This window comes from Syntrophomonas wolfei subsp. wolfei str. Goettingen G311 (assembly GCF_000014725.1).
Classification (GTDB): Bacteria; Bacillota; Syntrophomonadia; order Syntrophomonadales; family Syntrophomonadaceae; genus Syntrophomonas; species Syntrophomonas wolfei.
On record NC_008346.1, the window covers coordinates 721,140 to 735,910 of the forward strand.

Annotated in this window: 15 protein-coding genes and 1 riboswitch; of the genes, 11 read left to right on the top strand and 4 right to left on the bottom strand. The window is 47.2% G+C overall.

Going from position 1 to position 14,771, the window contains the following annotated elements; translation table 11 throughout:
* The first annotated feature begins 60 nt into the window (after window positions 1–60).
* The 4 genes from SWOL_RS03185 to SWOL_RS03200 are packed head-to-tail and all read left to right on the top strand — an operon-like array spanning window position 61 to window position 4,600.
* Window positions 61–1,503, top strand: coding sequence for a spore germination protein (locus tag SWOL_RS03185; RefSeq protein WP_155814265.1), 1,443 nt, complete (start codon window positions 61–63; stop codon window positions 1,501–1,503).
* A complete protein-coding gene (locus SWOL_RS03190; RefSeq protein WP_041427339.1) occupies window positions 1,503–2,528 on the top strand; it encodes an acyl-CoA dehydratase activase-related protein in 1,026 nt (341 codons plus the stop codon). The genes SWOL_RS03185 and SWOL_RS03190 overlap by 1 nt, the downstream gene beginning before the upstream one ends.
* Window positions 2,470–3,579 carry an acyl-CoA dehydratase activase-related protein gene (locus SWOL_RS03195; RefSeq protein ID WP_011640064.1) on the top strand — a complete coding sequence of 370 codons (1,110 nt, stop codon included), beginning with the start codon at window positions 2,470–2,472 and terminating at the stop codon, window positions 3,577–3,579. The genes SWOL_RS03190 and SWOL_RS03195 overlap by 59 nt, the downstream gene beginning before the upstream one ends.
* Before the next feature lie 25 nt (window positions 3,580–3,604).
* Entirely contained in the window at window positions 3,605–4,600 is a 996-nt protein-coding gene (locus SWOL_RS03200) for an acyl-CoA dehydratase activase (RefSeq protein WP_011640065.1), read from the top strand.
* A gap of 406 nt (window positions 4,601–5,006) precedes the next feature.
* Here the strand turns inward: SWOL_RS03200 and SWOL_RS03205 are convergent, their stop codons facing one another.
* Window positions 5,007–6,257, bottom strand: a complete 1,251-nt coding sequence (locus SWOL_RS03205; protein ID WP_207635322.1) for a nucleotide sugar dehydrogenase — start codon at window positions 6,255–6,257, stop codon at window positions 5,007–5,009.
* A 211-nt stretch (window positions 6,258–6,468) separates the two neighbouring features.
* Between SWOL_RS03205 and SWOL_RS03210 the strand changes: the two genes are divergently transcribed.
* Together SWOL_RS03210 and SWOL_RS03215 are read left to right on the top strand one after the other, a co-directional pair.
* Entirely contained in the window at window positions 6,469–7,386 is a 918-nt protein-coding gene (locus SWOL_RS03210) for an NAD-dependent epimerase/dehydratase family protein (protein ID WP_011640067.1), read from the top strand.
* Between the two features lie 9 nt (window positions 7,387–7,395).
* The gene (locus tag SWOL_RS03215; RefSeq protein ID WP_011640068.1) at window positions 7,396–8,172 is read left to right on the top strand and encodes a glycosyltransferase family 2 protein; all 777 of its coding nucleotides are present in this window, start codon (window positions 7,396–7,398) and stop codon (window positions 8,170–8,172) included.
* A gap of 51 nt (window positions 8,173–8,223) precedes the next feature.
* Here SWOL_RS03215 and SWOL_RS03220 read toward each other — a convergent pair whose 3' ends face one another.
* The 3 genes from SWOL_RS03220 to SWOL_RS03225 all read right to left on the bottom strand — a co-directional run bounded on the left by SWOL_RS03220 (window position 8,224) and on the right by SWOL_RS03225 (window position 9,947).
* On the bottom strand, window positions 8,224–9,162 hold the full coding sequence (locus SWOL_RS03220; RefSeq protein ID WP_041427342.1) for a glycosyltransferase: 939 nt from the start codon (window positions 9,160–9,162) through the stop codon (window positions 8,224–8,226).
* Window positions 9,163–9,311: 149 nt separating this feature from the next.
* On the bottom strand, window positions 9,312–9,593 hold the full coding sequence (locus SWOL_RS13920) for a HepT-like ribonuclease domain-containing protein (RefSeq protein ID WP_207635329.1): 282 nt from the start codon (window positions 9,591–9,593) through the stop codon (window positions 9,312–9,314).
* Window positions 9,594–9,641: 48 nt separating this feature from the next.
* Complete coding sequence (locus tag SWOL_RS03225; protein WP_011640070.1) at window positions 9,642–9,947, bottom strand: nucleotidyltransferase family protein; 306 nt, start codon at window positions 9,945–9,947, stop codon at window positions 9,642–9,644.
* A 236-nt stretch (window positions 9,948–10,183) separates the two neighbouring features.
* A riboswitch (TPP riboswitch) is annotated at window positions 10,184–10,294 on the top strand.
* Window positions 10,295–10,473: 179 nt separating this feature from the next.
* On the opposite strand from SWOL_RS03225, the gene thiD reads away from it, so the two are divergent.
* The 5 genes from thiD to thiC all read left to right on the top strand — a co-directional run bounded on the left by thiD (window position 10,474) and on the right by thiC (window position 14,743).
* The gene (gene thiD, locus SWOL_RS03230; RefSeq protein ID WP_011640071.1) at window positions 10,474–11,346 is read left to right on the top strand and encodes a bifunctional hydroxymethylpyrimidine kinase/phosphomethylpyrimidine kinase; all 873 of its coding nucleotides are present in this window, start codon (window positions 10,474–10,476) and stop codon (window positions 11,344–11,346) included.
* Window positions 11,346–12,146 (top strand): hydroxyethylthiazole kinase, encoded by an 801-nt coding sequence (thiM, locus tag SWOL_RS03235; RefSeq protein ID WP_011640072.1) that lies wholly within the window; start codon window positions 11,346–11,348, stop codon window positions 12,144–12,146. Before thiD ends, thiM begins: the two co-directional genes overlap by 1 nt.
* On the top strand, window positions 12,140–12,769 hold the full coding sequence (gene thiE / locus SWOL_RS03240; protein WP_011640073.1) for a thiamine phosphate synthase: 630 nt from the start codon (window positions 12,140–12,142) through the stop codon (window positions 12,767–12,769). The genes thiM and thiE overlap by 7 nt, the downstream gene beginning before the upstream one ends.
* 8 nt (window positions 12,770–12,777) lie before the next feature.
* Window positions 12,778–13,401 (top strand): MtnX-like HAD-IB family phosphatase, encoded by a 624-nt coding sequence (locus tag SWOL_RS03245; protein ID WP_207635323.1) that lies wholly within the window; start codon window positions 12,778–12,780, stop codon window positions 13,399–13,401.
* A gap of 67 nt (window positions 13,402–13,468) precedes the next feature.
* Window positions 13,469–14,743, top strand: a complete 1,275-nt coding sequence (gene thiC / locus SWOL_RS03250) for a phosphomethylpyrimidine synthase ThiC (RefSeq protein WP_011640075.1) — start codon at window positions 13,469–13,471, stop codon at window positions 14,741–14,743.
* The last annotated feature ends 28 nt before the right edge of the window (window positions 14,744–14,771 follow it).

The window sequence follows — 14,771 nt, forward strand, 5'->3', positions numbered from 1 at the left end:
TTGTTTAAAAAAGGTTCCCATCTTTATTTGGGTAAAGATTATGATAAAAACCTGGATATTATGAAGCAGGAACTGGCCGAAGGTGAGAATTTTGACCTGATCGTACGGGAAGTACGGGTGGGGGGAAGGAAAGCCGCCTTTATATGCCTGGATGGTTTTGTCAAGGACGACATCATGACGGAATGCATGAAGTCCTTGTTAGCTCTGAAGAAAGAAGTATTTCTTTCCAGTACGGTGAAGAGCATTCTGGAAAAAGGTGTTCCCTATGTGGAACTGAGTACGGAGAACAAAATAGATGAACTGCTTTATTCCGTATTATCTGGTTCAGTTCTGTTCATTTTAGATGGCAGTGAAGAAGCATTTATTATAGACCCTCGCACCTACCCGGCCCGCAACCCCGAAGAACCGGACATAGAAAGAGTTGTTAGAGGTTCCCGGGATGGCTTCACCGAGACTATTGTGTTTAATACCGCCCTTTTGCGGCGGCGGGTGAGGGACCCTAAACTGCGGATTGAACTGCTGCAGGCGGGTAAAAGGTCCAAGACCGATATCTGCGTCTGCTATTTAAAAGATGTGGCTGACCCGGCCCTGGTAGAGGATATCAAGTCCAAAATATCCGGTATCGCCATTGATGCCCTGCCCATGGCGGAGAAATCAGTAGAAGAACTGATTATGCCCGGCAATTGGTGGAATCCCTTCCCCAAGGTCCGCTACACGGAAAGGCCTGATGTAGCCGCCGTGCATTTGTTTGAAGGCCATGTACTGATAATGGTGGATACCTCCCCCAGTGTTATAATTCTTCCGGTTACTTTTTTTCACCACCTGCAACATGCCGAAGAATACCGGCAGAGCCCCAGTGTAGGCGTATACATAAGGTGGGTGCGTTTTATAGCGGTGCTGGCTTCCATAATTATTACTCCTTTGTGGCTTTTGTTGGCTCTATCTCCTGAGATTCTACCGGCTTCATTGAAGTTTATCGGGCCCAAAGAAGTGGGGAATGTCCCCATCTTCCTGCAATTTGTTATAGCTGAAATCAGCCTGGATATGATGCGGATGGCCGCCATACACACCCCTTCACCGTTGGCCACGGCTCTGGGGGTCATTGCCGCTTTATTAATCGGAGATGTGGCAGTGAAAATTGGCCTCCTGGTACCGGAAGTAATACTTTATACCGCTATGGTAGCAGTTGGTTCTTATTGCACTCCCAGCTATGAAATGGCTATGGCCAACCGTTTAATGCGGTTTTTTATCCTCCTGGGAACCGGATTTTTCCGCCTACCCGGCTTTATCGTTACCAGCATTTTGGTAATACTCCTGGCTGCTTTTACCAAATCACTTAAGGTGCCTTATTTGTGGCCCTTAATTCCCTTTAACTACCGGGCTCTAAAAGGTATTCTAGTGCGTTCCCCGGTTCCCATCCAGAACCTGCGCCCGGAAATTTTAAATACCCAGGACCAGAGCCGGCAACCCAGCCCGGCTTATAAAAGGAGGAGAGAAGAATAATGAGCAGGGTGGGTATACCCCGCAGTTTATTTTATTACTATTACTATCCCCTGTGGAAAAGCTTTTTTTCGGATTTGGGAGTCGAAATACTTACTTCCGCACCCAGCAACCGGCATACGGTAGAACGGGGGATTGAGCTGGCAGTAGATGAAACCTGTTTCCCTATCAAGGTCTACCTGGGCCATGTGGCGGAATTATGCCGGGAAGAACTGGATTATCTCTTTATACCCCGGCTGGTCAGTGTGGAAGCCCGCAGCTATATCTGCCCCAAATTTATGGGTTTGCCGGATATAGTAAGGGCCTTGATAAAGGAAACCCCTCCCCTGATAGATATAACGGTTGACTTGAGCCGTGATGAAAAATGCTTTAAGAAGGACATAATCCGCGTGGGCCGTCTCTTTACCCGCCAGGCGAGTAGAATCCAACTGGCTTACCAGCACGGCTGTGAGGAGCTGCGTTTATGTCGTTCTCTGGCCAGCCAGGGGTTTACCATGGAGGAGGCTATCAAGATTTGGGAGGGTGGAGCAATGGAGGCAGAGCCGGAAACAGACCTCAATATAGGGGTTTTAGGACATGGTTATTCCCTTTATGACGAGCGTATCAGCATGAACCTGGTTAAACGCTTGCGAGCCATGAACTGCAAAGTTCTCCTGCCCGAGCATTTGGGCAGCGAAGTGGTGGAAGCAGAAGCGGCCACGGTACCGAAAAGGGTTTTTTGGACCCTGGGGCGCAAAATGCTGGGAAGTGCTCTGCACCTGAGCCAAAGAGAGGATGTTGACGGGATTATTTACCTGGCTTGTTTTGGCTGTGGTCCCGATTCTCTCATTGGGGAAATAATTGAACGCAAAGTCCGGGATTGTAAGCCCTTCATTCTTCTTACCGTTGATGAGCATAGCGGGGAAGCGGGAATTATAACCAGGCTGGAGGCTTTTTGTGATATGTTGCGGCGAAGGAGGAACTGCGGTAGTGAAAGTAAGCTTTCCCCATATGGGGTATCTCTACATTCCTTTGAAAACACTGTTTAAAGGCTTAAAGCTGGAGGTAATAGCTCCACCGCCGATAAGCCAGAAGACCATGGAACTGGGAGTGAAGTATTCGCCGGAATTTGCCTGCCTGCCGCTGAAGATTAATATGGGCAATTTTATTGAAGCCATGGAACAGGGAGCTGATACCATTGTTATGGCCGGAGGCTGGGGACCCTGCCGCTTTGGCTATTATGCCCAGGTGGAAAGAGAGATTTTGCAGGAGTTAGGTTATGATTTTAAGATGGTTATCCTGGAAGCCCCTGATTCACGCATTTCCGAATTATTGTTGCAGTTAAAAGCCCTGGGAGAGAAGGTTTCAGTCCGGGAAGCCTACAAGGCCATTCGTTTTGCCTGGAAAAAACTTATTGCTATTGAGAAATTAGAAAAAATGCTGGAATACTGCCTGCCCCGGGCTGTAGATAAAAACCATATGGAAACAATATTTGAAAGGGCACTGCAGGCGGTCGATGAGGCGGAGAGCCAGCAGGAAGTGGAGAAAATCGCCCAGGAAAGTTTAAGGGAAATGGAAAAGAGCCCCTTCAAAAGTGCCGAGGTATTAAAGATTGGCCTGGTAGGTGAAATATATACCATATTGGAACCGGCCAGCAACTGTCATGTAGCTCGTTGCCTGGGAAGGCTGGATGCCCATGTAAGCCGCTCCATCTATGTTAGCGACTGGGTTAATGATCATCTTTTTGGAGGCTACCTGCGCAAATCCAATCATAAGCAGATTATGCAGTCCTCCCGTCCCTATTTAAATTATGAAGTTGGAGGCCATGGCCGGGAAACTGTTGGTTCCACGGTAGATTTTGCCCGCCTGGACTATAACGGCATAATTCAGATTGCTCCCTTAACCTGTATGCCGGAGATTGTAGCCCAATCCATACTGGGAAAGGTCAGTGAAGAACTTGAAATACCTTGTATGACGATGTATTTTGACGAGCATTCGGGAGCAGCCGGGGTATATACCCGCCTGGAAGCCTTTGTAGATATGCTGCAAAGAAAGAAGAATTTACCGTCAAGCCCCCTGTTGTTAGAAGCTCGGGCATAATAATTCAGAAAGAAGGGAAGATGGATTGAACCTGTATCTGGGTGTAGATATCGGCTCCGTAAGCAGCAATTTTATCCTGCTGGATCAGAACGGCAGGCTATACCGAAAACTCTATTTGCGAACCCTGGGCAATCCGGTAAAGGCCCTGAAGGACGGCTATGCCAGCATCAGTGATGGCCTGGATAAGCAACACGGAAAAATAAGAGCTGTGGGCAGCACCGGCAGCGGTCGTCACCTGGCCGCCGTTTTGCTGGGGGCCGATGTGGTGAAAAACGAAATAACGGCCCATGCAGTAGCTGCATCCCATCTTTTCCCCGGTGCTAAAACTATTATTGAAATAGGGGGACAAGACTCCAAAATAATAATCTTGCGTAATGGCATTGTACATGACTTTGCTATGAATACCGTATGTGCTGCCGGTACCGGCTCGTTTTTAGACCAACAATCAGCTCGCCTCAATATTCCCATACAGGAGTTTGGTGATTATGCGGTAAAATCCGGCCATCCGGTAAGAATTGCCGGTCGCTGCGGAGTTTTTGCCGAATCAGATATGATTCACAAACAACAAATGGGTTTTCCTGTGGAAGACATTATAATGGGCCTTTGCGAAGCCCTGGTAAGAAATTACCTGAACAATGTCGGTAAGGGCAAAAAAATTGAGGAACCGGTGGTATTCCAGGGCGGAGTTGCCGCCAACCGTGGTTTAGCCAAAGCATTTGAGAAAATACTGGGCTTAAAAATAAATGTACCTGCTCATTATGAAGTTATGGGAGCCATAGGAGCGGCTATCCTCGCCCGGGAACAAATTGAGCTAAGTCATAGCCCCACCCGCTTCCGAGGAGACAATTTTGTCCTGGAAGGTAATTTTACTTCCAACAGTCATGAGTGCTCAGGCTGTCCCAATCTCTGTGAAGTGGTTTGCATTAAACGAGACAATGAGGTCTTGGCTTACTGGGGCGACCGCTGCAAAAAATGGGAAAGCTCCATAAAACAACCCCGCGAAAAATTGAAAGTGGTGTAAGTAATAGTGGTGCCAGGCACTTAAGTTGTTAACTTATTGAGAGTACCCATTGACAAGGGCCGGGGTTGTTGACAAACTCGATCCCTTTGGTTGCTATTAAGGTCCTTACTCCTCCTTTTCTTACTAATCCCCCATGGTCGAGGGCCACAACCACCAATGAAAATAGGGGAAGCAACAAGTGCGAATTTTTTTAACGCTGATTAACGCTGATTTATTAAGATTTTATAAGATAGTATCGGCGTAAATCACCCTGCGGGTACCACTGATGCTCCCTTTGGTTGCTATTAAGGTTGCTGCGCCCGAAGGGTCAGCGTCCTTCTGCGTCTAAATCTTATTTTCTTACTAATCCCTATTATATATATTAAAAATATCGTTAAAACCGCCCCTATGATATACCTGATATATATTAAATATTTCCCAGATGGTAAAGTCGGATAAGGGAAAAGGGATTAGCTCTTGCCGGGATTATGTTCCTGGTATCAAAAACTAAAGGAGTTCGCATGCCTGCGGCCAGCTCATCATAATCCAAATGGCGAAATTCATCATGTTCAGTTAATATTAAAATCAAATCGGCGTCCTTAACTGCTGCTGGCGCTGAATTTTCCCCGAAAACACTTGTTACATGGGGGTCAAAGACCTTGATAGAATAACCTTCCTGCCTTAATGACTTAACGATCTCCCAAGCTGGGCTTTCCCTTAAATCTCCTATATTACCCTTGTAACTCAGGCCAAAAACCGCAATATGCGGCTTATCCATGTCGGCAACCAGGTTTTTGGCCTTTTCAACTATAAAAGCAGGCATACTGGCATTGACTTCTCGGGCAGTTTTGATTAGCGGAGTTAGTGAGGGAGCTTTTTCCACAATAAAATAGGGGTCCACTGCCAGGCAATGGCCTCCTACACCGGGACCAGGTTGCAGCAGCTTGACCCGGGGATGTTTATTGGCCAGGCGAATCACCTCCAAGACATCAATACCCAGGTGGCTGCATATCCTGGTCATTTCGTTGACCAGTGCTATATTGACATCGCGAAAAGTATTTTCCAGTAATTTAGTCATTTCGGCCGTTTTCAAGTCACTCAAAGATATCTCACCCTGGAGAAAACTGCTGTAAAAATTGGCTGCCTCCTGGGCGCATTGGCGGGTAAAGCCCCCAATAACCCGATTGTTCACCAGCAACTCCCGCACTATATCTCCGGGTAAAACCCGTTCGGGACAAAAGGCCAGAAAAAGATTTTCCCCCACTTTATGTCCGGCCTCTTCCAGCAACGGTTTTATTATTTCTTCACAGCTCAAGGGAGGAATAGTGGACTCAATAATAAGCAGGTTGTTCGTTTGCAGCTGAGGTAGAATACTTTCTACTGCCTGCAGAACATTAGTCATATCACAGCTTTTGTCCTCCCGGGCCGGAGTAGGAACTGCAATTATGAATATATCGGCATTTTCCGGCTGGGGAGAGAAGCGGAGCTTTTTTTCGCTACGAACTTGCTGAAACAACAGATTCAGATTAGGCTCCTCAATATGGATTTTTCCCTGTTCCAGTTCCTGCAAAAGCTTAATATCCCGGTCCACACCCATAACCCGGTAGCCGTTTGCCGCCAGAATTACAGCGGTAGGCAGCCCGATGTAACCCAATCCCATTACTATTACTTGCTTCACATCTCTTCTCTCCTGTCGATAAAAACAAAACCGCATCTTACCATATAATTTATTCATTTTCGCTCCGGCGAGTTACCAAATTGAGGGCTATGTTCTCAAATTAGCGTCTGCTGCTTCCATTTACTCACCCTGGTGAAATTGAACTCATATAATAAAAAGGCATAAAGTATTCGCGCAAAATCAAGAGCAAGGAATTGCGGAGGTGCATTGCATGAAAATCCTGGTTACCGGAGGCAAGGGCGTAGTAGGCTCCAGTCTGGTTCGTGAACTGCGGGCCCAGGGGGAGCAGGTTTGGGCCTGTGATCTTTTTCACAGTCATGAAAACAACTACTATCGTTGTGATATAAGCAAGTTTCGGCAATTGCAGATACTTTTCGAGAAAGAGGAATTTGACCTGGTCTATCACCTGGCAGCCGAATTTGGCCGCTGGAATGGGGAGGACTATTATGAACAAATGTGGACAACCAACGCTGTTGGCACCAAGAACCTTTTGCGACTGCAAGAACAGTTCGGCTTTAGGATGATTTTTAGTAGCAGCTCCGAAGTATATGGTGACTACGATGGGATAATGGCCGAGGAAGTCATGAACGAAGTGGCGATTAAACAGATGAATGATTATGCCATCTCCAAATGGGCCAATGAAATGCAGATTCTTAACTCCGCTCTGATGGCAGGGACGCAAACGGTCAGAGTCAGGTTATTCAATACTTATGGACCGGGCGAATTCTACGCCCCCTACCGCAGCGCCCTTTGCGTTTTTATCTATCGTGCCCTGCATTCCTTGCCTTATACCGTCTACCGCCAGCACCAGAGGACTTCCCTGTATATAGATGATTGTATTCGTGCCCTGGCCAGTATCCCGGACAATTTTAAAGCCGGGGAGGTATACAATATTGCCGGAATAGAGCTGCACGATATGAAGAGCGTTTCCGATATGATTCTGGATTACCTGGGGCAGGATGATAGCCTGGTCACTTATAAAGATGAGGAGAATTTTACTACCCGGGTTAAAAAACCGGATATAAGCAAGGCGGTAAAGGATTTAAACTACCAGCCCAAAACCCTGTTGGAGGAGGGCATCCCGGCCACTATCCAATGGATGCGGGAAACCTATCAACTGGGAAAATAGGGAGGAGGAATGGGGAGCTTGAAAGCCATAGTATCCATAATCATACCCAGTTTGCTCCGGGCAGATCTCTTAAAATGGAATCTTTTTTCGCTGGCGCAACAGAAAATACCCTATCCTTTTGAAACTATCGTTCTCAATGACGGCATCCCGGATGATACCGAACGGATTTGCCGGGAATACGAACAAAACCTGAACCTTAAATATTTTTTTAGTGGAAAAAGAAATCTGGATGGAAATATCAAATGGCGGGGTCAGGGATTTGCCATGAATATAGGGGCTCGTATCTCTACTGGCAGCATTTTGATACTCTGTGACGCGGAGATGTACCATCTGAATGATACCGTGTTTCATCTGGTGGAACCATTACTGCAAAAGCCTAATCTTATTACTATACCGCGATTAGGTAAGAATGATTGGAGTGGTGAATTTTTACGGCATATAGAGGAACGGCAAGGAAAATATGCTCCTGAAGCATTGGAGCATTGTGATGAACTGCGTATTAAACTCCCTTTTTTGATGGCGGTCAGCCGGAGTGAATTTTATTCCATAGGCGGTTTCGATGAGGATTTTGTAGGGGTTTGGTATGAAGACGATGACCTGGTGGGGCGCTTGCAGATGAACGCTTGTTCCTACTTTGAAACCGGGGCGGAAACTGTGCATTTATTCCATCCCCGGGATAAGGGCGAAGGAGTAGAAGAGCGCATTGCCATAAACGAAAAATTATACTTTGAAAAAATGTCTCAAATCGTCCGCAACCAGGGCCGCGAATGGGGAAAACTGGAGTGACATGAGCATTTAAAGGGAGGGGCATAGACCACAGTAAGCAGGGCATATTCTTCAAGAAGTGGAGCAAGACTTTAGAATCTCCTTAATCATCTCCAATAATTGCACTGCGCGTTGGGTGCTAGTGTGTTTTTCTTGAACCATCTCATAGCCCTGTTGGGCAATATCCAGCCGTTCCTTCTCATGTTTCAGGTAAAAATCCGCCTTCTCCTCGAAATTCAGCTCATTAATATCAACGAAATGAATTCCGGGTATAAAGCCTAAATCCAGAAGTTCCGGTGAGGAGGGAGCCAGTAACAATGTGTTGCAGGCTAGAACCTCAAAATACTTCAAAAGAGGATATTTATAGACGGAGTCACAGCTTAAAAATAGCTTGGCCCGGTTTATTTCCCGGGCATAGTTGGGGCCGACCAGGAGATTTTTCATCTCCGCCAGGGAGAAATGTTTGTAGCCGGGATGTTCATGATAGATGAATCCGGGCTTTTCTTTCATTTTCTCGCGGATTTTATAGCGTAAAGAGTAAACATATTCATGCATAGCCCCCATCATAAGGTAATCAATAGATTTGGGCAAGTGATAGTCTTTAAAAATTTTGTTGTCGATATGATGAGGAAGCCAGCTCATTCTGTTTTGCCATTCGGGATACCAGTCCAAAAATTTATCCCGGTAGCGAGTAAAAACCCAGCATAAATTTTTATCCTGCAAGGCTTCCTTACAAGAATCATGATGCAGGTCATGCAGGTAGACAGCATAAGGTATGGAAAGTGAAGAAAGTTCATCAATGACCGGGCTGTTTATTTCGCCGGGCTCATTTACCAGAACAAAATCAGGGGTTGAAGGCAATTGGGGCAGGATATCTTTTATCGACCCGCTCTTATGCCATAAGTGAAGTTCCAGTAAATCAGCCAGAACAGTCATTAAGGAATGAAAGCTGGAGTCGAGGTATTGCCGGAAATCGCCGCTTATGACCAGTAGTTTCATCTGCACCACCATCCCCCTTTTTCTTGATTCACCAAAAATGGGAGGTACCAGTTAATTATTGAAGCTCTGGCCTAAAAGTATTGGTTCCAGGTATTTCTTTTACTTCTATAATATGTTCTTATCCGCTTCCAGGTTCCAAGTGGGGAACAGCACCCATTAGATTATTCAGACAACTCTTCCAGCATCATGCTAATGGCCAGTTTTAGTGGTGGAAGCTCAATTGTAACGATATTCCATATCAATGAAATGTTAACGCCAAAGTAATCGTGAACTAGTATATCTCTCATACCTGCTATCTCGCGCCAAGGTATTTGGGGTTGGGTTTCTCGTAAATCGGGCGGGATTTTTTTTACTGCTTCACCGATTATCTCAAGGTTTCTAATTACTGCGTCCGTTTTTTCTTCATTCTGGGTAAAGCAGAAAAAGAAACTCCTGCTGTATATCTTTGAATTTTGTCTATGCCGGTCAAGATGTCTTCAATATATGCTCTGCTAGTTCTCAATACTTATCACCTCTGATAAAATAGCTTGTCGAAGAGTCGGTTTTAAATTTTCAGCCATGACCAGATCAACCTTTCGCCCGGTCAGTTCTTCCAAGTAAAACTTAAGGCCCATATAATCCCTTAAAGTTTTCCTCTTCATTAATACCAGTACATCCAAATCACTATTTTCATTAGCTTCACCTCGAGCAACTGATCCAAACAAAGCGATTTCCTCTACGGAAAATTTTTTTATGTCACTCATATGCTCTTTAATAGTATTTATAATGGTATTTGTTGTTAATATTGTATTTGGCATAATAATCTCCTCCTTTTAGCGAAATTGTTTTTGTAATGGTGGACATACCATCGAATAAGCTCTTCAATTCCAATAATTTAATTTTCCTTTATTTATTATATTGCAGGCATTAACCTCAATTCAATGATGGAGTTCTAACAGCATCATGTAAAAATGAAGAGGAATCGACTTTCATAGAAGATAAAAAGATAGCTCAACTTGCAAAATAATGATAAAATATTTTATTAGAGCTGAATACTAGACGCTGGGGGAGCTTTGCCCGGGCAAAGCTGAGATAGGGGGGTAGCCTCTGACCCTTTGCACCTGAACTGGATAATGCCAGCGGAGGGAAGCGTTTTACCTGGAGTCTTGACAGGTTGACCTTTTTGCTGGTTAACCTGTATTTTTATTCCAAACCCCATAGCCCAGGGGGGCACAACTACCGATGAAAAGTGAGTTAGCAGGCGCTTGAATGGCAAGATGTAGCAGGAAATAATTTAACCCCTCACCCCTCACTCCTCACTTTTCTAACTAAGGAGGTAATTTTTTGCGCAAGATTCTAACTATAGCGGGCTCTGATTCCTGTGCCGGGGCAGGAATTCAAGCGGACATCAAAACTATTCAAGCCCTGGGAGCTTATGCTCTGTCGGTGATTACGGCAGTAACCGCCCAGAATACCCGACAAGTAACGGCTGTTCGGGAAATCGAAGCCCTGGTGATAGAAAAACAGCTGGAAGCCATTTTTTCGGATATTCGCCTGGATGGAATCAAAATCGGCATGTTGGGAAGGGCCGGAACTGTTCAGGCGGTAAGCAATTTTTTGGCATCTTTCTTCCAGGCGGGAGCTTTCTGGGAAAAACAACTGAAGAACTCCCTTCCTCTGGTGGTTGACCCGGTGATGATTGCCAAGAGCGGTGACCGCCTGCTGGAGGAGGAAGCGGTGGAATCACTAAAAAAGAACCTCCTGCCTCTGGCCAGCGTAATCACCCCTAATCTTATGGAAGCCGGGGCCTTGTTGGGACGGGAGATTAGCAGCTTGGAAGAGATGAAAGAGGCCGCACGGGAACTCCTGGAATTCGGCTGCCAGTGGGCCATAGTCAAGGGTGGCCATCTGAAGGGAGAACCAGTAGATGTCCTGGCCAATAAAGACTCGCTTTATTTGCTAAGAGGCCAGCGGGTTGATACTAATTGCAATCATGGCACCGGTTGCACCTTTTCTGCTGCTCTAGCCACCTTGATGGGACAAGGTTTGGCAGTACCGGCAGCAGCCAAACGAGCCAAAGCTTATGTAGAATATTGTCTGGAGCATGGGTTTGCCATAGGCGAAGGGGTGGGCATACCTCATCATTTTGCCGCTCAGCGTCCCTGGAAACCGGAAGCCCTGAAGGACGGCAGTGATGCTGCGAAGGAGGAGTTTTAATGCTCAAGTATTGTGCGGAAATATGGGACGAAGTCAGAAACAGGAGACCGCTGGTACACTGCATTACCAATTATGTAACCGTAAATGATGTAGCCAACATTATTCTGGCCGCAGGTGCATCACCGGCCATGGTGGAATACCCGGCTGAGGCCAGTGGATTTGCTCCCCTGGCCTCGGTGCTTTATTTTAATCTCGGTACCCTTACCGGGGAACAGGAAGCAGCTATGCTGGAAGGCAGGTGGGCCGCCGCTTCCCGGGATGTTCCGCTGATTCTTGATCCGGTAGCCTGTGGAGTGATTGGGCGCAAGGTGGATTTGATAGAAAGAATAAAGTCACTGGGCAAGATACAGGTATTGAAAGGAAATATTGCCGAAATAAAAAGCCTGGCCGGTTTAGCCGGAAAGGCTCAGGGTGTTGACTCTCTGGATACGGGTGAAGGTTTGGAAGAAGCCTGCCTGCAATTGGCGGTTAAGGACAAGTTAATTGCCGTTGCCACCGGAGAAGTTGATATTGTAGCTGAGGAAAACCGCTATGCTCGAATATTCAACGGTACGCCCCTGTTTCAAAACATTACTGGTGCCGGTTGTATGGCCGGCGGGGTTATAGCCGCTTGCGTGGGTGCAGCGCCCGAAGAAGCCTGGCTGGCCAGCATTACCGGTTTGTTAGCCTTTAATCTGGCCGGGGAAAGAGCCGCCAGCCAAGCGGGAAACCGCCCGGGGACTTTCCGCACGCTTCTTTTTGATGAACTATTTGTTCTGAGGGGAGAAGAGCTGATGAAAGAAGGACGATTGGAATGGTAAACTCGGATTATTCCCTGTATCTGGTCACCGACCGCAGCCTGCTTCAGGGCCGGAGCCTTCTGGAGGAGGTAAGGAAGGCGGTAAAGGGCGGTGTAAGCATGGTCCAATTACGGGAAAAAGAGGCCGGCAGCAGAGAATTCTATGAACTGGCCCAGACTCTCCAAACGGAATTAAGAGAGTTGGGTGTACCCTTGCTCATTAATGACCGCCTGGACATTGCTCTGGCGGTTGATGCCGATGGCTTGCACCTGGGGCAGGATGACCTGCCTTTACCGGTAGCCCGCTCTCTCTTGGGAAAAGAAAAAATAATCGGCCTGTCCATTAATAAGCGGGAAGAGGCCCGGGAAGGAGAGAAGATGGGAGCCGACTACCTGGGGGTGTCACCGGTGTTTTCCACCCCGACCAAAGCTGATGCTCCCCCGGCCACCGGTTTGGAGTTCCTGGCGAGCTTAAGACAGGAAATCAAGATACCTCTGGTAGCTATCGGCGGAATAAATAAGGAAAACCTGAAGATGATAAAAGAAACGGGAGCCGATGGCGCGGCCGTAATATCGGCTCTTATGGGAGCAAGTGATATTGAGGGGGAAGCCAGGAAACTGAGGCAAATATGGGAGAGAAATTAATAATTTTTATGGATTTCGATGGCACTATTTCTCGGGAGGATGTCTGCAATAAGATGGCAGCCAGGTATGCCGGCAGGGACTGGGAGGAAATAAACCGCCTCTGGGAAGAGGGAGGTATTACTACTGGAGAGTGCGCCAGTCGTATTCTTTCATCAATGGAGGTAGGGGCGGCTGAATTGGAGGCCTTTTTTCAGGCTCAGGAAGTAGACCCCGGCTTTTCCCCTTTCCTGGACTGGGTACAAAAAAATCAGCACCTCCCCATTATATTGAGCGATGGTTATGACCGCTATATAAAAAGCATATTACGGGGCCAGGGCTGGGAAATCGAGTTTTATGCCAATAAATTATACTGGGATGACGCCTGGCGGATGGAATCGCCCTACCTGGATGAAGAATGCTTTAAATGTGGGGTATGCAAGAGCAAGATAATCCAGGAAAGAAGTTTACCCGGCTATCTCACAGTATATATCGGAGATGGCTACTCCGATTTCTGCCCGGCGGCCTCTTGTGATATTGTTTTTGCCAAAAATGAACTGGCCGGCTACTGCCAGAAAGAGGGTTTAACTTACTACCCCTACCGGGATTTTCACGATATTCTCCAGCAACTGCCGAGGATTGTTAGCAGGATGTAGGCCGACTGTGAGCAAAAATTCTTTTGCAGGATCAAAATATTTAAATAAAGTCTGAAGGGAGAAAAATATGAACTACAAGACCCAGAGGGAAGCCGCCCGCAAAGGCATAGAGACCCCGGAAATGAAAAAGGCGGCGGAAAAAGAAGGAGTGGAGCTCAAATACCTGCAAGAGGGTTTGGCCGCCGGGAAGATAGCCCTACCCGCCAACCGCAACCACCTGTCATTACAGGCTGCAGCTATCGGAGCCGGCCTCAAAACCAAGATAAATGTTAACCTGGGTATTTCGCGCGACTGCAGCAATATGGAAGAAGAAATGCGTAAGGTAGAAAAGGCCCTGGAAATGCAGGCTGATGCTATAATGGACCTCAGTTGTCATGGAAAGACCCAGGAATTCAGAAAAGCCCTGTTGGCAATCTCCCCGGCCATGATAGGAACCGTACCGGTTTATGATGCTATGGGTTTTCTGGAAAAAGAATTATCGGAAATAACTGTGGCCGAGTTCCTTCAGGTGGTGGAAACCCATGCCCGTGACGGGGTTGACTTTATGACCATACATGCTGGCATTAGAAGGACTACCCTGGAACGCTTGCGCAAAACTCCACGCCTGACCAGTATTGTTTCCCGGGGTGGAGCCCTTTTGTGCACCTGGATGGAGCGCAATAAAGCCGAAAATCCGTTTTACCAGTATTTTGATGAAGTTTTGGACATCTGCCGTGAATACGATGTGACCCTGAGCCTGGGTGATGCCTGCCGGCCCGGTTCCATTAATGATGCCAGTGATGCCTGCCAGCTTGAAGAACTGATTACTCTGGGAGATCTGACCTTGCGGGCCTGGGAAAAGGATGTGCAGGTTATCATTGAAGGGCCGGGGCATATGCCTTTAAACGAGATAGAGGCTAATGTGCTACTGCAAAAAAAGCTCTGCCACTCCGCCCCATTTTATGTACTGGGGCCACTGGTTAGCGATATAGCTCCCGGTTATGACCATATTACCAGTGCCATAGGAGGAGCTATAGCCGCCGCTGCCGGGGCTGATTTTCTCTGCTATGTAACCCCGGCGGAACACTTGCGCCTGCCCAGCCTGGAAGATATGGCGGAAGGTATTATCGCTGCCCGTATTGCCGCTCATGCCGCTGATATCGCCAAAGGCCTTCCGGGAGCCAGCGAATGGGACTGGCAAATGAGCAAGGCTAGGGCTGAGCTGGACTGGGAAAGCATGTTCAAGCTCGCCATTGACCCGGAAAAGGCGCGGCGCTACCGGGCCGAATCCAGCCCCGAACTGGAAGATAGCTGTACCATGTGTGGCCAGAGCTGTGCCCTGAGAAACATGAAAAACCTGTAGAGTGCTTCTTTTAGCTACTTGTGAAACA